Genomic DNA, 16,842 nt, shown 5'->3' with positions numbered 1-16,842 from the left:
GCACCGCCGCCTGGAAGCCTAGGCCGGTAACGGCTGGTCGGAACCGTGCCGACGGGCGATCCGACAGACCCGCCGGACATTTGTTCGCGTCGATCAGGTTGATTGACGCACGTCAGCGGCGGCGGCTAGGTTTCTGGACCATCGTCCAGGCGGGCGCCGTCAGCGGACGGCCCTGGGCTGCCACACGATGGAGGTTCCATGTCGACCCCGAAGAGATGGCATGTCGTCGCCGCCGTGACCGCGCTGCTGCTGGCGGGAGCACCCGCCGTCGTCGCCAGCGCCGGTCCAACCGGGACCGCCGCCGGCCGGCCCGAGCATTCCGAGTGGGCGGGCAGTTGGGCCACCGCGGTCACCCGGGGCAACTCGGTCGGGCTGACCAACACCGGCCTGAACGACCAGAGCGTCCGGATGATCGTGCACGTCTCGGTGGGCGGCCCGGCGCTGCGGGTACGCCTGAGCAACCTGTACGGCGAGCAGGCCGTGAAGGTCGGTCGCGCCACCGTCGCCCGACCGAACACCGCGACCCCCGACGACGTCTCCGACATCGACCCGGCCTCGCTGCGCCCGTTGACCTTCACCGGTGCTGCCACGGCGACGATGAACCGGGGCGCGGAGCTGCTCAGCGACCCGCTGGCCTTCCCGGTCGCGGATGACAGCGACCTGGTGGTGACGGTGCACTTCCCGACGCCGACCGGGCCGACCACCTTCCACGGGCAGTCCCAGCAGAACAACTTCATCGGCGCCGGTGACCTGACCGCAGCCGCCGAGGGCGCCGGGTTCACCATCCGGCCCACCTGCTGCTGGTTCTTCCTTTCCGGCATCGACGTGCAGCGCAAGGCCAGCCCCGGCGCGGTGGTCGTGTTCAGCGACTCGATGGGCGACGGCAACGGCAGCACCGTCAACGCCAACCGGCGCTGGCCCGATCTGCTCTCCGACCGACTGCTCGCCGACCGGCCGGACAAGCGCACCCCGGGCGTACTCAACCTGAGCCTGGCCGGTAACCGGCTCAACCATGAGGGCACCGAGCCGGGCGACGGAAACTACCCCGGCTACTTCCAGCTCGGCCCGAACGCGGCGGCCCGGCTCAACGAGGACGTCCTCCCCCAGACCGGGGTGCGCACCGTCGTCACCCACCTGGGCATCAACGACATCTGGATGTCCAACGACTCAGCCGAGGCGATCATCGCCACCCTTCGGCAGATCAACCAGCAGCTTCAGCAGCGCGGGCTGACGAGCCTGGTGGCCACGCTGACGCCGTACGAGGGGCACGGTGCGGAGGGCGTGTGGACTCCGCAGAAGGAGGCCACCCGGCAGGCGGTGAACGCATACCTGCGCGGTAGTCGGGAGTTCGACGGGCTGCTCGACTTCGACCGGGTGCTGCGGGACCCGGCGCGGCCCAGCCAACTGCTGCCCGCGTACGACTCGGGTGACCACATCCACCCGAACGACGTCGGCAACCAGGCGATGGCCAACGCCGTGCCGCTGCGCGTGCTGGGGTTGTGACACGGGCCGGGGGCGGCGGGTGATCCTCGCTGCCCCGGTCACCGACATCCTGGGGAGGAGATCGTCGTGGAGGTTCAGGAGTTACTCACCGGCCTGTACAGCGAGCAGGGCCGACAGAATCCGTATCCGTGGTACGCCGGCCTGCACCGGCTCGGCCCGGTCAGCGCGGTGCCGGCCCGCGCGGAGCACCGTACGGTGGCAGCCGTGGCGGTCGGCTACGACCTGATCGACCGGTTGTTGCGCGATCCGGAGTGGACGAAACAGCCGCCGCCGGGCTGGGAGGAGCACGAGATCCTGCGCACCTTCCAGACCTCGATGATGTTCGTCAATCCACCCGATCACACCCGGATGCGGCACGTCTTCTCCCGCACCTTCACTCCGCGCCGGCTGGGCGCGCTGGAGCCGGTGATCCTGCGGGTGGTCGACGAGTTGCTGGACCGGATGGCCGATGCCGGGGATGGTGTCGTCGATTTCGTGGCCGACTTCGCGTACCCGATTCCGGCCCTGGTGATGGCCGAGTTCATCGGCATCCCACCGGGGGAGTTGGCGTGGTACCGCGAGCGGGTGGAGCGGATCGACGAGTTCCTGGACGTGTCCGGGAAGACCCCGCAGCGGCTGGCCGCGGCCAACACGGCCGCCGAGGAGTTGCGGGCCTTCTACCGGGAGCTGCTGGGGCACCGCCGCCGGGTGCCCGGGGACGACCTGCTCAGTGGGTTGGTCGAGGCGCTCGACTCCGGCGAGGTGGAGCTGACCGAGGAGGAGTTGGTCAGCAACCTGATCGTGCTGTTCAACGCCAGCTTCGTCACCACCGTCTACATGTTCAGCAATGGGCTGCCGCTGCTGCTGGCCCACCCGGAGACGGTCGCCGCCCTGCCCACCGACGAGACGCTGGCACAGGGCTGCGTCGACGAGGTGCTGCGGTTGGAGAGCCCGGTGCACTTCCTGGCCCGCGCCGCGCCGGCCGACACCACGCTGGACGGCGTGGCGGTCGCCAAGGACGACAACGTGCTGATCATGATCGGTGCGGCCAACCGGGACCCGGCCCGTTTTCCGGACCCGGACGCCTTCGACCCGACCCGCCCCGGCCCTCCGTCACTGGCCTTCGGAGTGGGCCTGCACTTCTGCCTCGGCGCGGCGGTGTCCCGGTTGGAGGGACGCCTCGCACTGCCCCGGCTGTTCGCCCGGTTCCCCGACCTGACCTACAGCGGCACGCCGACGTACAGCGGCAGCCTGTTCCTGCGCGGCATCGACAAGCTGCTGGTCAGCACCGGCGGATAGGAGCGACATGGCCCTGCACCCGGAGGTCGCGGCGTACCGGGCGGCCCGTGCCGCGGCCGGCACCCCGCCGCTGTACGCGCAGACCCTGGTCGAGGCGCGCGCCGCGGACCTGGCCGCGATCCGCGCCGGCAACGGCGCGGTCGAGCCGGTGGCCGAGGTACGCGAGGAGACGATCCCTGGCCCCGCCGGCGAGCTGCCGCTGCGGGTGTACCGGCCGGCCGGGTCGGGCCCGCTACCCACCCTGCTGTACTTCTTCGGCGGCGGGTGGACGCTCGGCAGCATCGACACCGCCGACGACATCTGCCGACGACTGGCCAACGCCGTGCCCTGCCAGGTGATCACCGTCGGCTACCGCCTCGCCCCGGAGCATCCCTTCCCGGCGGCGGTGCACGACTGCCACGCCGCCATCCGCTGGGTGGCCGGCCACGCCGACCGGCTGGGCGTGGACCCGGACCGGCTGGCGGTCGGCGGGGACAGCGCTGGCGGCAACCTCGCCGCCGCCGTCACCCTGCTCTGCCGTGCGGGCGGGCCCGCGCTCGCCGCGCAACTGCTGGTCTATCCGAACACCGACCAGAGCGGCGGCCCGGCTCGCCCGGCCGACGACGTCGACCCGACGCTGTTCAACCGCCGTTCGGTGGCCTGGTACCGGACGCACTACCTGTCCGACCCGGCGCACGCCCGGGACCCGCTGGCCTCGCCGCTGCTCGCCGACGACCTCTCCGGTTTGCCGCCGGCGCTGGTGGTCACCGCCGAGCTGGACCCGCTGTGCGCGGAGGGGCAGCGTTACGCCGAGCGACTGCGCGAGGCGGGCGTACCCACCCGGTTGGCGCACTACCCGGGCATGATCCACGGCTTCTTCGCCATGCCCGGCGCCTTCACCGACGGGCGGCGGGCGCAGGGGAGCGCGGCGGCGTTTCTCCGGGAGCGATTCGGGCTGCCACCCGGGCCGGACGAGCCGGCAGCCGCCGGGACGGGCACGGCGGTGCGCGATGGGTGAGCCGGTGCTGACCGACCTGCCGGCCGTGTCGCTCGCCGACTACGCCGAGCAGGCCCGGGCCGTACTCCCGCCGGATGTGTGGGACTACGTCGCGGGCGGCAGCGCGGCCGAGGTGACCCTGGCCGCGAACCGTCGCGCGCTGGACCGGGTCGCGGTGCTGCCCCGGGTGCTGCGCGGGGTGGACACCGTCGACCTCGGCACCCGACTGCTCGGCCGCCCGTACGCCATGCCGGTCGGGGTGGCGCCGATGGCGTACCAGCGGTTGATGCATCCGGACGGGGAGCTGGGTCTCGCGGCGGCGGCCGGTGCCGCCGGGGTGCCCTATCTGGCGAGCACGCTGGGCAGCACACCGATCGAACAGGTCACCGGCGTGGGCGCGGACGTCTGGTTCCAGCTCTACTGGCTGCGCGATCGGGCCCTCGTCCGCGACCTGCTGGGCCGGGTCGTCACGGCGGGCTGCCGGGCACTGGTGGTCACCGTGGACGTTCCGGTGCTCGGCCGCCGCCCCCGGGACCTGCGCAACTCGTTCCGACTGCCAGCCGACGTGGTCGCCGCGAACCTGCCCGACGGACGGGATGCCCTGGCGCACGCTGGCGCCCCCGGGGTGTCCGCGATCGCCGCACACACCGAGGCGGCCTTCGCGCCCGCGCTGCGCTGGACGGACCTGGCCTGGCTCCGCGAGCAGGTCGACCTTCCGCTGGTGGTCAAGGGGGTGCTGGACCCCGACGACGCGGTCGAGGCGGTGCGGATCGGCGCGGACGCGGTGGTCGTGTCCAACCACGGTGGACGGCAGCTCGACGGTGCGCCGGCCAGCGTGACCATGCTCCCGGAGGTCGTCGACGCGGTCGGTGACAATTGCCAGGTGCTGATGGACAGCGGCATCCGTGGCGGCACCGACGTGCTGCGGGCGCTCGCGCTGGGTGCCGCCGGGGTGCTGGTCGGTCGGCCGCTGCTCTGGGCGCTGGCCGTCGGTGGCGAACACGGCGCGCGGGACGCGCTGGACCTGCTCGCCGTCGAACTGCGCGACGCTCTCACCCTGGCCGGCTGCCCCGACCCGGCGGCTGCCGGCGAGCTGCGCACCCGTACGGCGGGTTGAGCGGTGACCGCCACCGAACCGGTCGACCTGACCGTCGCCGACCTGCACCCCGCGCTGGGCGATCCGGCGCTGACCTCGATGAACTTCCTCAACGAGGTGTCCGAACGCTATCCGGCGGCGGTGTCCCTCGCGGCCGGCCGGCCGTACGAGGAGTTCTTCGACCTCGCGGCGGTGCACCGACACCTGGACACGTTCCACCGGCACCTCACGGACGACCTGGGTCACCGACCCGAACAGGCCCGGCGGCTGCTGTTGCAGTACGGCCGCACCAAGGGCATCGTGCACCACCTGATCGCCCGCAACCTCGCGGTCGACGAAGGGATCACCGTCGACCCGGAGGCCGTCGTGGTGACCGTCGGCTGCCAGGAGGCGATGTTCCTGGTGCTGCGGGCGTTGCGGGCCGGGCCGGCGGATGTGCTGCTCGCGGTCGCCCCGACCTACGTCGGGCTGACCGGGGCGGCCCGGTTGGTGGACCTGCCGGTGTGGCCGGTCGCCGGTGGGTCGTCCGGGGTGGACCTGGTCGACCTCTCCACCCAGGTACGCCGGGCACGGGCAGCGGGGCTCCGACCGCGCGCCTGTTACGTGATGCCGGACTTCGCCAACCCCTCCGGAGTCAGCATCGACACCGCCCACCGGCGGCGGCTGTTGGCGCTGGCCGCCGAGGAGGATCTGCTGCTGCTGGAGGACAACCCGTACGGGCTGTTCCACCTCGACGACGGGCCACGCCCGCCCACCCTCAAGGCGTTGGACACCGAGCGCCGGGTCGTCTACCTCGGCTCGTTCGCCAAGACCGTGCTGCCCGGTGCACGCGTCGGGTACGTGGTCGCCGACCAGCGGGTGTCCGGGTCGGACGGCCGGGTCGGCCCGCTCGCCGACCAGCTCGCCATGATCAAGAGCATGGTCACGGTGAACACGTCGCCGATCGCGCAGGCGGTGATCGGCGGCCGGCTGCTGGAACACGGCGGCAGCCTGGTGCCGGCGAACACCCGGGAGCGGTCCGCGTACACCCGTAATTTGCGCCACCTGGTGGCCGGCCTGGGCCGGCGATTCCCGGACCGGACGGACGGCCCGGCAGCAGTGCGCTGGACGGTGCCGGCCGGCGGGTTCTTCGTGGTGGTGACCGTGCCGTTTCCGGTCGACGACGCGCTGCTGGACCGCTCGGCGCGCGACTACGGGGTGCTGTGGACGCCGATGGCGCACTTCTACGACGACACCGCGCCGGTGTGTGCGCTGCGGCTGTCGGTCAGCGCGGTGACTCCCCAGCAGATCGACCTCGGGCTGGATCGCCTCGCGGCCCTGATCACCGATGAGCTGACCCGCCGGGTAACCGGCACGGTGGGTTGACACACCGCGTTCATCGGATGGCAATGCGCGACGGCCCACGTGCCGTCGTCCTGGTTGGACGGTCATAATAGGCCGCATGGTTGCCTGGGAGTACGCCCTGCTCGTCCGCCGTTATCAGGGACAGGGCCGCAATTTCCATGTCTCGTTCGTCTGGTACGCGCCGGACGGGTCACGCAAGGACATCACCGCCTTCGGCGACACCGCCATCGCGCACCTCAACCTCGCCGGCCGGGAGGGATGGGAGCTCGTCTCCGCCGCCGAAGACGTGAACAACGTCCAAGGAAGCACCGAAGTCCACCGCTACCACCTCAAGCGCCCCCTAGCCTAACCCCGCCCCCGCCCCGCGCCCCGCCCTGTGCCCGCCCCGCGCCCCCGCCCCCGCCCCGTCGATCTAGGGATAATCATCGCTAGTTGACCTCTAGCGGCAGCGATTTTCCCTAGATCGACGCGGTGAGGGGGCGGGCGGGCGGGCGGGGAGCGGCGGGCGGGGAGCGGGCGGGCGGAGCGGGGTAGCTGGGGTCAGGTCAGGTTGATGGCGGGGTAGAGGGGGTGTGGGGCCAGCAGGTCGGTGGCCTGGCGGGCGATCTTGTCGGCCAGATCGGGGTCCAGGGTGTACTTCGCCTTCGACGGCGTGCCGTCGGCGTTGGCGCCGGCGGTGGTCTGGGCCAGCACGGTGTGGATCAGCTCCGCGGTCTGGTCCATTTCGGCGGTGCCCAGCCCCCGGGTGGTCAACGCCGGCGTGCCGACCCGAATGCCGGACGTGTACCAGGCCCCGTTCGGGTCCTGCGGGACCGAGTTGCGGTTGGTGACGATGCCCGAGTCCAGCAGGGCCTGCTCGGCCTGCCGGCCGGTGAGCCCGTAGCCGGACACGTCGATCAGCACCAGGTGGTTGTCGGTGCCGCCGGTGACCAGCTTCGCGCCCCGGCGCAGCAGCCCTTCGGCAAGGGCCTGCGCGTTGTCGACGATCCGGGTCGCGTAGTCGGCGAAGTCGGGGCGGCGGGCCTCCGCGAGCGCGACCGCCTTGGCGGCCATCACGTGCGGCAGCGGACCACCGAGCACCATCGGGCAGCCCCGGTCGACCTGGTCGGCCAGCTCCGGCTGGCAGAGCACCATGCCGCCGCGCGGGCCGCGCAGCGACTTGTGGGTGGTGGTCGTGACGATGTGCGCGTGCGGCACCGGGTCGAAGTCGCCGGTGAACACCTTGCCGGCCACCAGGCCGGCGAAGTGTGCCATGTCGACCATGAAGGTGGCACCGACCGAGTCGGCGATCTCCCGCAGGATCCGGAAGTTCACCTTCCGGGGGTACGCCGAGTAGCCGCCGACCAGGATCAGCGGCTTGAACTCGCGGGCCGCCTCGGCCACCCGGTCGTAGTCGATGAGACCGGTCACCGGGTCGGTGCCGTAGCTGCGCTGGTCGAACATCTTGCCCGAGATGTTCGGCCGGAAGCCGTGGGTGAGGTGACCGCCGGCGTCCAGCGACATGCCGAGCATCCGCTGGTTGCCCAGCTCGCGGCGCAACGCGAACCAGTCGGCCTCGGTGAGGTCGTTGACCTGGCGGACCTGCGCCTTCTTCAGCGCGGGGGACTCCACCCGGTCGGCCAGCACCGCCCAGAACGCGACCAGGTTGGCGTCGATGCCCGAGTGCGGCTGCACGTACGCGTGCGCGGCGCCGAACAGCTCCCGGGCGTGCTCGGCGGCGAGCGCCTCGACGGTGTCGACGTTCTGGCAGCCGGCGTAGAAGCGGCGCCCGACGGTGCCCTCGGCGTATTTGTCACTGAACCAGTTGCCCATGGCCAGGAGCGTCGCCGGGGAGGCGTAGTTCTCACTGGCGATGAGTTTGAGCGACTCCCGCTGGTCGGTCAGCTCGGCGCCGATGGCATCGGCCACCCGCGGCTCGACAGCCCGGATCACCTCGAGGGCACTACGGAAAGCGGTGGACTCGGCGTTGCGCGACATGCGACCTCCTACAGACGTGCGGGAAGGCCCAGGCGCTCGGCAAGACGTCCTCGTGACGGGGCCGCTTCCCGATGGTTCTCCATCCCCACGCGCCAGTAACGGCCCGGGCCGATCCTACCGGGCCGGGGATCCCGGGCCCGGCCGACCTCCGCATGCCGCCCGGTCAGACCGTGGACAGCGTTCCGGGGATCTCGTCGAGCAGCTCCCGGGCGAGGAAACCGATCCGGCCGTACCGAGGTATCAGCCGCTGGCCGCTCACCGCGTGCGCGAACGAGCCCCAGCAGGCGGCCTGCGCCGGATCCGCGCCCCGGGACAGCAGCCCCGCCAGCAACCCGGCGAGCACGTCTCCGCTGCCGGAGGTGCCCAGCCCGGCGTCGCCGCTCTCCTCCCGCCAACCCCGCCCGTCGGGGGCGGCCACGTGCCCGTAGAGCGAGACGACAGCCTCGTACCGGGCGGCCAGCTCGGCCGCCTCGGCGTCCAGGTCGTCGCCCGGGTCCCGGCCGAGCAGGTGCCCGGCCTCGGTGACGTTGGGGGTGAGCACCACGGGACGGTCCGAACCGACCAGCAGGTCCGGCGCGTGGCTGAGCGCACCGAGGGCGTACGCGTCGAGCACCAGTGACGTGTGCGGACGGGCCGCGTCCAGGACCAGGCCCAGCAGGTCGTTGGTCTCGTCGATCGCTTTCAGCCCGGGGCCGAGGGCCACCACGTCGGCCTGGGCGACCAGCTCGCCGAGTTGGCCGTCCCGGTCGGCGGCGACCGCGCCGTCGGGGGTTTCCGGCAGCCCGACCACGAGTGCCTCGGGCACCTGGATGCTCAGCGTGGCGGCGGTGGATTCGGCGGCGGCGAGCTGGAGCACCCCGGCGCCGGCGCGCAGCGCGGCCACCCCGGCGAGCAGCACCGCACCCGGGGTGAAGCGGGACCCGCCGACCACCAGGACGGTGCCCCGGCTCTCCTTGCCTCCAGCCGGCACCGGTAGCGCCCAGTTCCGCAGCAGCCCCGGCGTGATCACCTTCACGTCAGACCGGTTCGGCATGGATCTCGTCCTCCCTGGTCGGCTGGGCGCCCTGCCGGTGCAGGTGACCGACCTCGTTGAATCCGCCCAGCAGCAGCCGGTCGTGTGCGTCGGCGGACCAGTCGGTGATGGAACAGTTGGCGATCACGTGCTCGCGGGTCAGTGCCATCAGGTCCGGCTCGGTCAGCCCGTCCACCAGGTAGCGCAGCAGAAAGACGAGCGCGTCGTGGCCGAAGAGCAGAACACGTTGGCCCTCGTGGTCCCGGCGCAGGTCGCCGAGGAGCGTCCGCAGCCGCAGCGCCACGTCCGTCCAGGACTCTCCGCCCGGCGGCCGGTAGTAGAACTTGCCGAGCCGTTCCCGGCGCTCGGCCTCGTCCGGGTACCGTCGGCGCACCCCGTGCCCGGTCAGGCCGTCGAGGATGCCCAGCTCCCGGTCGCGCAGCCGCTCGTCCCGGCTCACCGGCACGCCGGTGCCGTGCAGCGCCAACTCGGCGGTGGAGACCGCCCGCAGGTACGGCGAGACCACCGCCACGTCCGGTCGACGGTTCGGGGGGAGCCCGGTCAGCCAACGGCCGGTGGCCCGGGCCTGCTCCTCACCGGTGGGGGAGAGCGGCACGTCGGCGTCACGGTGACTGAGCCCGATCAGCTCCTCGCCGGAAGCTTCGGCGTGCGTCGCCGCCACGTTCGCGGTGCTCTCGCCGTGTCGGATGATCCAGAGCGTCGCCAGTTCCGCCATGCCGATCCCCTACCCGGGCGTCGGCGGCGGTAACCGTGCGGCCGGCCGGAAGATCATCGCGGGTCGGGGTGGCGGCCATCGCGCGTGATATTGTCCACCTCTTCATCGACGTGGGTGAGGTGCCGACCTGACAAAGGCCGCGGGCGCCGACCACGCCGAGTCATCTGTCAGCGGCCCGACATCGGGCTGGCCGCCGAGCGGTGATCTGCACATCGAGTTGAAGCAGTTGTGGGAGCACGCCGGCACCGAGGTGCCCGCCTGATGGTCGAGAGGTTCCTGACCGCATGACTACCCCCGCCCTCGTCCGGTCCCGCGGCACGCTGGCCGACCTGCTCTCCGGCCGTAGCAACGGCATCGGGCTGATCCGGCTCTGCCTCGCCGTTGGCGTCGTGCTGTCGCACTCCAAGCCCTTGGGCTTCGGTGCCAGCGACCTCGGCTACCAGCTGACCGGTCGACAGACCAACGTCGGTGTCATGGCCGTCTACGGCTTCTTCGTGCTGTCCGGCCTGTTGATCACTCGCAGCGCCCGGCGTACCGGCCTCGTCCGCTATGCCTGGCACCGGGCGCTGCGCATCTTCCCGGGGCTCTGGGTCTGCCTGCTGATCACCGCACTGGTGGTCGCCCCGCTGATCGCGCTGCGGGAGCATGGCACTACCGCCGGCTTCTTCGACAACGGCTGGGACCGCGGCGGCCCGTTGGCCTACCTACAGGCCAACTGGTGGACCGGCCTCCGCCAGTTCGGCATCCAGGACCTGCTCAAGGAGAGCACCCCGTGGGGTAGGAAGGGCGGCGCCAGCGTTTTCAACGGTGCCCTCTGGTCGCTCAGTTACGAGATGCTCTGCTACGTCGTGGTGGGTGTGCTGGCGGTGACGGGGGTGCTGCGCCATGCCCGGCGGTTCGTGCTGTTCCTGACCATCGCGTTCTACCTCAGCATCGTGCAGGACTGGTGGAGCTCCGGGCAGTTCAGTGGCCCGCCGTCGACGGCGGGGAGTTGGTCGTTCCACGCGCCCCTGGTGGGCTCGATGAGTTTCCAGTTCATCGTCTACCTGGGCTTCTTCTTCGCCTTCGGCGCGACCCTGGACCTCTACCGGGAGCGGGTGCCGATCAACGACGCGCTCGGCATCGGCTCGGCGGTGGCGCTCGGGCTGTCGCTGCTCTTCGGCGGCTTCTTCGTCATCGGCCTGCCCGCGTTCGCGTACCTGTTGGTCTGGCTGTCGGTGCGGATGCCGCGCCAACTGCACTGGGTGGGCCGTAAGAACGACTACTCGTACGGCATCTACATCTACGGGTTCGTCCTCCAGCAGGTGATGGCGAGCCTGGGCTGGAGCCGTTGGGGGTACGTGCCGTTCGCGGCGATGTCGGTCGCGGCCGCCTTCGCCGCCGCGTTCCTGTCCTGGAAGCTGGTCGAACGACCGGCGCTGCGGTTGAAGGACTGGACGCCGGGCTTCGTGGCCCGCCGGTCGTCCCAGCAGGTGCCGGTCGAGCAGCAGACCGCCGTGGCCGAGGAGCCGCCCGGGACGCCGCCGGTGCAGGTCGGCGGTCAGACCGAGGAGTTGCCGCAGCAGCCCGCCACGCTGGTTCCCGGCCGTTAGACGTCAAGCCCGCCCCGGCGTCGTACCCTCGGGAGCGTGGCGACGGCGGCCGAGGAGATCCAGGTGGGGGAGCGGCTGCTCCGCGTCTCCAGCCCCGACAAGCCGTACTTCCCGGAGCGTGGGCTGACCAAGCTGGACGTGGTCCGCTACTTTCTCGCCGTGGGTGACGGCATCCTGCGCGCGTTGCGGGACCGGCCGACCATGCTGGAGCGCTGGCCCCGCGGTGTCTTCGAGGGCGCGACGATCGCCACCCGGCAGACCAACCGGGGCGACGCTTTCTATCAGAAGCGGCTGCCGGCGGGCGCGCCCGACTGGGTCCGCACCGCGCACATCACCTTTCCGAGCGGCCGCACCGCGGACGAGATCGCGCCGAGCGAGTTGGCCGTGGTGATCTGGGCGGCCAACCTGGGCACCCTGCGCTTTCACCCGTGGCCGGTCACCGCCGTCGACGTGGAACGTCCCGACCAGCTGCGCATCGACCTCGACCCGATGCCCGGCGTCGGCTTCGAGCAGGTCGTGCCGGTGGCTCTGGAGGTGCGCGCGTTCCTCGCCGAGCTGGGCATGACCGGCTACCCGAAGACCACCGGCGGCCGGGGCCTGCACATCTACCTGTCGATCGAACCGCGCTGGAGCTTCGGTGACTGTCGTCGGGCGGTGCTCGCGTTGGGCCGCGAGATGCAGCGCCGGTTGCCCGAGCTGGTCACCACCACCTGGTGGCGCGACCAGCGGGACCGGCCGGTCTTCGTCGACTACAACCAGATGGCGCGGGACCACACGGTGACGTCGGCGTACTCGATCCGGCCGACGCCGGCCGCGCTGGTCTCGGCGCCTCTGGACTGGTCGGAGCTGGACCAGGTCCGTCCGGAGGACTTCGACGTGCTCAGCATGCCGGCCCGGTTCGCCGAGCGGGGCGACCCGCATGCCGGCCTGGACGGTGACCGGCATTCGCTGGATCCGTTGCTGGAACTGGCCGATCGGGAGGGGCTGGAGGCTCCGCCGGAGCGCTGAGCGGGTCAGGTCCAGGGGCTGCCGGCCCCGTCGAACTCCTCGAAGACCAGCCAGGTGCGGGTGGACAGCACCCCCGGGATGCTCTGCACCCGGCCCAGCACCACGTCCCGCAGCGCGGCGTTGTCCGGCGCGCGGACCAGCGCGAGCACGTCGTGGTCGCCGCCGAGCAGCGCGACGTGCTCGACGTAGCGGACCCGGGCCAGCTCGGCCGACACCACCCGCCAGGTGTTCTGCTCGATCGTCAGGGCCATGTACGCCGAGGTGCCCAGCCCGGCCGCCTCGGGCGCCACCTGGGCCCGGAACCCGGTGATCACCCCGTCGCGCACCAGCCGCTCCACCCGCGCGTACGCGTTGGTGCGGGAGATGTGGATGCGCTCGGCGAGGGTGCGCACCGACGTCCGACCGTCACGGACCAGCTCGTCGAGGATCCGCCGGTCGACCTCGTCCAGGGCTCGGGCCGATCGTCCCGATCCCCCCGCCCGGCCCGCTTCGTCGGCGGTCTCCTGGCTCACTGATGGGCCCTCCGCATGCCAACCGTCCTGCCTTCCGCCTGGATCTTGAGTCAATCATCCGTCAAGCGGAAGCATAGGGCCACCACACGTCCCAGGAGGTTCCGCCGTGACGACCACACCCCAGGCGGTCCGCAGGGCATCCCCGCGCACCCGTCGGGCGGCCACCCCGCCCGACCCGGCGCGCCCGTTGCTGCCGGACGCCGAGCCGGTCCGCCTGCTTGACCCGAACGGCACGCCGCTGCCCGCCCGCACCGACTACCCGGAGCCACCCGTCGAGGTGCTGCGCGAGCTGTACCGCCGAATGGTGCTCGGCCGCCGGTTCGACACCCAGGCGACGGCCCTGACCAAGCAGGGCCGCCTCGCCGTCTACCCGTCCTCGCGCGGCCAGGAGGCATGCCAGGTCGGCGCGGTGCTCGCGGTCCGCGACACCGACTGGGTCTTCCCCACCTACCGCGAATCGATGGCGCTGGTTGCCCGGGGCATCGACCCGGTCGAGGTGCTCACCCTGCTGCGCGGTGACTGGCACTGCGGTTACGACCCGACCCAGGTACGGACCGCACCGCAGTGCACCCCGCTCGCCACCCAGTGCGTGCACGCCGCCGGGCTGGCGTACGGCGAGGCGTACCAGGGCCGCGACACCGTGGCGCTGGCCTTCATCGGCGACGGCGCGACCAGCGAGGGCGACTTCCACGAGGGGATCAACTTCGCCGCCGTGTTCAAGGCGCCGGTGGTCTTCTTCGTCCAGAACAACCGGTATGCGATCAGCGTCCCGCTGTCGCGGCAGACCGCCGCACCGTCACTGGCGTACAAGGGTGTCGGCTACGGCGTCCCCAGCGAGCAGGTCGACGGCAACGACCCGGTCGCGGTGCTCGCCGTGCTCACCCGCGCGGTCGCACACGCCCGCGCCGGCAACGGGCCGTTCCTGGTCGAGGCGCACACCTACCGGATGGAGCCGCACACCAACGCCGACGACGCCAGCCGCTACCGCGACGGCGCCGAGGTCGACGCCTGGCGTGACCGGGACCCGGTCACCCGGCTGGAGACCTACCTGCGGGCCCGCGGGGTGCTCGACGACGCGGCGGTCGCCGAGGTCGCCGAGCAGGCCGAGGCGTACGCGGCGGACCTGCGGACCCGGATGAACGAGCAGCCCACGGTCGACCCGATGAGCCTCTTCGACCACGTCTACGCCGAGCCCACCCCCCAGCTCATCGAGCAGCGCGAACAGGTCCGCGCCGAGCTGGCCGCCGCCCGCGACGAGGAGGGTGACGCCTGATGGCCACCACCATGGCGAAGGCGCTCAACGCCGCCCTGGCCGACGCCCTCGCGGCCGACGACCGGGTCGTCGTCTTCGGGGAGGACGTCGGCCAGCTCGGCGGTGTCTTCCGGATCACCGACGGCCTGCAGGCTCGTTTCGGCGAGAAACGCTGCTTCGACACCCCCCTCGCCGAGGCCGGCATCGTCGGCTTCGCCGTCGGTCTGGCCATGTCCGGGCTGCGACCGGTGGTCGAGATGCAGTTCGACGCGTTCGCGTACCCGGCGTTCGAGCAGATCGCCTCGCACGTGGCGAAGCTGCGCAACCGGACCCGGGGCGCGCTGAGCGTGCCGATCGTGATTCGCGTGCCGTACGCCGGTGGGATCGGCGGCGTCGAGCACCACTGCGACTCGTCCGAGGCGTACTACGCCCACACTCCCGGGCTGAAGGTGGTCACCCCGGCGACCGTCGAGGACGCGTACTCGCTGCTGCGCGAGGCGATCGACGACCCCGACCCGGTGGTCTTCATGGAGCCCAAGAAGCTCTACTTCGGCAGCGCCGACGCGTCTCTGCCGGCGCGTACCGAGCCGTTCGGCCGGGCCGTCGTGCGCCGTCCCGGACGCGACGCCACCCTGGTGGCGTACGGACCGGCGGTGCCGGTCGCGCTGGAGGCCGCCGAGGCCGCCCGCGAAGAGGGCTGGGACCTGGAGGTCGTCGACGTGCGCACGATCGTGCCGTTCGACGACGCCACGATCACCGCCTCGGTCCGACGTACCGGCCGGTGCGTGGTGATCCAGGAGGCGCCCGGTTTCGCGGGCGTCGGCGCGGAGATCGCCGCCCGGGTGCAGGAGCGCTGCTTCCACGCGCTGCACGCCCCGGTGCTGCGGGTCGCCGGGCTGGACATCCCGTACCCGGCGCCGATGCTGGAGCACACCCACCTGCCCGGCGTGGACCGGGTGCTCGACGCGGTGGCCCGCCTGCAGTGGGACGACCAGCCCGACCCGCGTTGGGCGGCGCAGGGCAGCGCGGCATGACCATCGTCGAACGGACACAGGTCTTTCTCCTACCCGATCTGGGTGAGGGGCTGAGCGAGGCCGAAATCGTCGAGTGGCGGGTCGCCGTGGGCGACGTGGTCACGGTCGACCAGACCGTCGTCGAGGTGGAGACCGCCAAGGCGGTCGTCGACGTGCCCTGCCCGTACGCCGGCCGGGTCGTCACCCTGCACGGCGCGGCGGGTGAGGTACGCCCGGTCGGCCAGCCGTTGATCACCATCGCCCCGCTGGACGGCGGCGACGAGCCCGCCGGGCACGCCACCTACCGTGAGGAGGAGCGGGCCGGGTCCGGCAACGTGCTGATCGGCTACGGCACCGGGCACGGCAATGCCACCCGGCGTCGGCGTCGGCCCCGCCTGGCAGTGGCCCCCGAGCCGGCCGACTCTGGCTCAACCGGGGACTCTGGCTTGACCGGGGGCTCCGGCTCGCCCGGGGACTCTGGCTCGATCGGTGGCTCTGGCGCGGCTGTCGGTGGTGCGCCCGGCGCGGGTACCGCGTCCGGAGACCCGGCGGGGTCGCCCGCTGCCCTGGTCATCTCGCCGATCGTGCGGCGGCTGGCCCGCGAGCGGGGCGTCGACCTGAACACGGTGCGGGGCACCGGGCCCGGCGGGGTGATCCGCCGCGCCGACGTGGAGACGGCGCTGACCGTGCCCGCCGCCCGGCTCGCCGCCGTGCCGGACGCGCCGGTCCCCACCGCCCCGGCCGGGGACGGCGACGTGATCGTCCCGCTCACCGGCGTCCGCAAGGTGATCGCCGACAAGCTCTCCCGCAGCCGGCGGGAGATCCCGGAGGTGACCATCTGGGTCGACGTGGACGCCACCGGGCTGCTGGAGACCCGGGCCGCGATCAACGCGGCGACGCCCGACGCGCCGGTGAGCATCCTGGCCCTGCTGGCCCGGATCTGCCTCAGCGGGCTGCGCCGGTTCCCGCAGCTCAACGCCCGGGTCGACACCGAGGCCCAGCGGATCGTCCAGTCCGCCGGGGTGCACCTCGGCATCGCCGCGCAGACCGACCGGGGCCTGCTCGTGCCGGTGCTGCGCGACGCCCAGCGGCTCACCACCGCCGAACTGGCCGCCGAACTGGCGGCGACCACCGCCGCCGCGCGGGCGGGCAGCTTGCCGCCGGCCCGGCTGACCGGCGGTACGTTCACGCTGAACAACTACGGGGTGTTCGGCGTCGACGGTTCCACGCCGATCATCAATCACCCCGAGGCGGCACTGCTCGGCGTCGGGCGGATCGTGGACAAGCCGTGGGTGGTCGACGGGCAACTCGCCGTCCGCAAGGTGACCCAGCTCAGCCTCACCTTCGACCACCGGGTCTGCGACGGCGGGGTGGCCGGTGGCTTCCTGCGGCACGTCGCCGACTGCGTGGAGCGGCCCGCGTTGCTGATCGCCGCCGTCTGACTGCGTAGCCCCGGCCCTGGCGCTGCCTGTGCGGCGCCAGGGCCGGCGCGCGTCCGGGGTTTCCCGGACGTGCCATCGGGAAGTCGGCCCCGCCGGAGCGC

The 16,842-nt window shown here is 72.3% G+C and carries 15 protein-coding genes and 1 riboswitch; of the genes, 11 read left to right on the top strand and 4 right to left on the bottom strand.

The features are described from left to right. Positions 1 to 198 precede the first annotated feature (198 nt). The 6 genes from PCA76_RS17325 (at position 199) to PCA76_RS17300 (ending at position 6,546) form a co-directional block, all read left to right on the top strand. Positions 199 to 1,503, top strand: a complete 1,305-nt coding sequence (locus PCA76_RS17325; protein WP_272611467.1) for an SGNH/GDSL hydrolase family protein — start codon at positions 199 to 201, stop codon at positions 1,501 to 1,503. A 66-nt stretch (positions 1,504 to 1,569) separates the two neighbouring features. Further along, a complete protein-coding gene (locus PCA76_RS17320; RefSeq protein WP_272611466.1) occupies positions 1,570 to 2,781 on the top strand; it encodes a cytochrome P450 in 1,212 nt (403 codons plus the stop codon). Positions 2,782 to 2,788: 7 nt separating this feature from the next. Next, positions 2,789 to 3,778 (top strand): alpha/beta hydrolase, encoded by a 990-nt coding sequence (locus tag PCA76_RS17315; protein ID WP_272611465.1) that lies wholly within the window; start codon positions 2,789 to 2,791, stop codon positions 3,776 to 3,778. Next, complete coding sequence (locus PCA76_RS17310; protein WP_272611464.1) at positions 3,771 to 4,874, top strand: alpha-hydroxy acid oxidase; 1,104 nt, start codon at positions 3,771 to 3,773, stop codon at positions 4,872 to 4,874. The genes PCA76_RS17315 and PCA76_RS17310 overlap by 8 nt, the downstream gene beginning before the upstream one ends. Before the next feature lie 3 nt (positions 4,875 to 4,877). Beyond that, the gene (locus PCA76_RS17305; RefSeq protein WP_272611463.1) at positions 4,878 to 6,218 is read left to right on the top strand and encodes an aminotransferase class I/II-fold pyridoxal phosphate-dependent enzyme; all 1,341 of its coding nucleotides are present in this window, start codon (positions 4,878 to 4,880) and stop codon (positions 6,216 to 6,218) included. Between the two features lie 67 nt (positions 6,219 to 6,285). Beyond that, the gene (locus tag PCA76_RS17300) at positions 6,286 to 6,546 is read left to right on the top strand and encodes a hypothetical protein (RefSeq protein WP_272619449.1); all 261 of its coding nucleotides are present in this window, start codon (positions 6,286 to 6,288) and stop codon (positions 6,544 to 6,546) included. A gap of 191 nt (positions 6,547 to 6,737) precedes the next feature. On the opposite strand, the gene PCA76_RS17295 is transcribed toward PCA76_RS17300, so the two are convergent. The 3 genes from PCA76_RS17295 to PCA76_RS17285 all read right to left on the bottom strand — a co-directional run bounded on the left by PCA76_RS17295 (position 6,738) and on the right by PCA76_RS17285 (position 9,922). After that, positions 6,738 to 8,174 carry a glycine hydroxymethyltransferase gene (locus tag PCA76_RS17295; RefSeq protein WP_272611462.1) on the bottom strand — a complete coding sequence of 479 codons (1,437 nt, stop codon included), beginning with the start codon at positions 8,172 to 8,174 and terminating at the stop codon, positions 6,738 to 6,740. A 19-nt stretch (positions 8,175 to 8,193) separates the two neighbouring features. Continuing rightward, positions 8,194 to 8,284, bottom strand: a riboswitch (ZMP/ZTP riboswitch). A 53-nt stretch (positions 8,285 to 8,337) separates the two neighbouring features. Beyond that, positions 8,338 to 9,207 carry an NAD(P)H-hydrate dehydratase gene (locus PCA76_RS17290; RefSeq protein ID WP_272611461.1) on the bottom strand — a complete coding sequence of 290 codons (870 nt, stop codon included), beginning with the start codon at positions 9,205 to 9,207 and terminating at the stop codon, positions 8,338 to 8,340. Next, the gene (locus tag PCA76_RS17285) at positions 9,191 to 9,922 is read right to left on the bottom strand and encodes a histidine phosphatase family protein (RefSeq protein ID WP_272611460.1); all 732 of its coding nucleotides are present in this window, start codon (positions 9,920 to 9,922) and stop codon (positions 9,191 to 9,193) included. Before PCA76_RS17285 ends, PCA76_RS17290 begins: the two co-directional genes overlap by 17 nt. A gap of 284 nt (positions 9,923 to 10,206) precedes the next feature. Here PCA76_RS17285 and PCA76_RS17280 point away from each other — a divergent pair, with 284 nt between their 5' ends. Next, the gene (locus PCA76_RS17280) at positions 10,207 to 11,514 is read left to right on the top strand and encodes an acyltransferase family protein (RefSeq protein WP_272611459.1); all 1,308 of its coding nucleotides are present in this window, start codon (positions 10,207 to 10,209) and stop codon (positions 11,512 to 11,514) included. A 36-nt stretch (positions 11,515 to 11,550) separates the two neighbouring features. Then, positions 11,551 to 12,522: a DNA polymerase domain-containing protein gene (locus PCA76_RS17275; protein ID WP_272611458.1), complete on the top strand. Its 972-nt coding sequence runs from the start codon at positions 11,551 to 11,553 to the stop codon at positions 12,520 to 12,522. A gap of 5 nt (positions 12,523 to 12,527) precedes the next feature. Here PCA76_RS17275 and PCA76_RS17270 read toward each other — a convergent pair whose 3' ends face one another. Beyond that, positions 12,528 to 13,034 carry an Lrp/AsnC family transcriptional regulator gene (locus tag PCA76_RS17270; protein ID WP_442930134.1) on the bottom strand — a complete coding sequence of 169 codons (507 nt, stop codon included), beginning with the start codon at positions 13,032 to 13,034 and terminating at the stop codon, positions 12,528 to 12,530. A gap of 106 nt (positions 13,035 to 13,140) precedes the next feature. Between PCA76_RS17270 and pdhA the strand changes: the two genes are divergently transcribed. From pdhA to PCA76_RS17255, 3 genes are read left to right on the top strand one after another with little or no spacing between them, the layout of a single operon-like run. After that, positions 13,141 to 14,307, top strand: a complete 1,167-nt coding sequence (gene pdhA, locus PCA76_RS17265) for a pyruvate dehydrogenase (acetyl-transferring) E1 component subunit alpha (protein WP_272611457.1) — start codon at positions 13,141 to 13,143, stop codon at positions 14,305 to 14,307. Next, positions 14,304 to 15,320 (top strand): alpha-ketoacid dehydrogenase subunit beta, encoded by a 1,017-nt coding sequence (locus PCA76_RS17260; RefSeq protein WP_272619445.1) that lies wholly within the window; start codon positions 14,304 to 14,306, stop codon positions 15,318 to 15,320. Before pdhA ends, PCA76_RS17260 begins: the two co-directional genes overlap by 4 nt. After that, positions 15,317 to 16,741 carry a dihydrolipoamide acetyltransferase family protein gene (locus PCA76_RS17255; RefSeq protein ID WP_272611456.1) on the top strand — a complete coding sequence of 475 codons (1,425 nt, stop codon included), beginning with the start codon at positions 15,317 to 15,319 and terminating at the stop codon, positions 16,739 to 16,741. Before PCA76_RS17260 ends, PCA76_RS17255 begins: the two co-directional genes overlap by 4 nt. The last annotated feature ends 101 nt before the right edge of the window (positions 16,742 to 16,842 follow it).

Source organism: Micromonospora sp. LH3U1 (assembly GCF_028475105.1).
In the GTDB taxonomy this organism is placed as follows: domain Bacteria; phylum Actinomycetota; class Actinomycetes; order Mycobacteriales; family Micromonosporaceae; genus Micromonospora.
The sequence above is the reverse complement of the archived record's forward strand: the minus strand, read 5'-3'. Positions and strand labels throughout refer to the sequence as shown.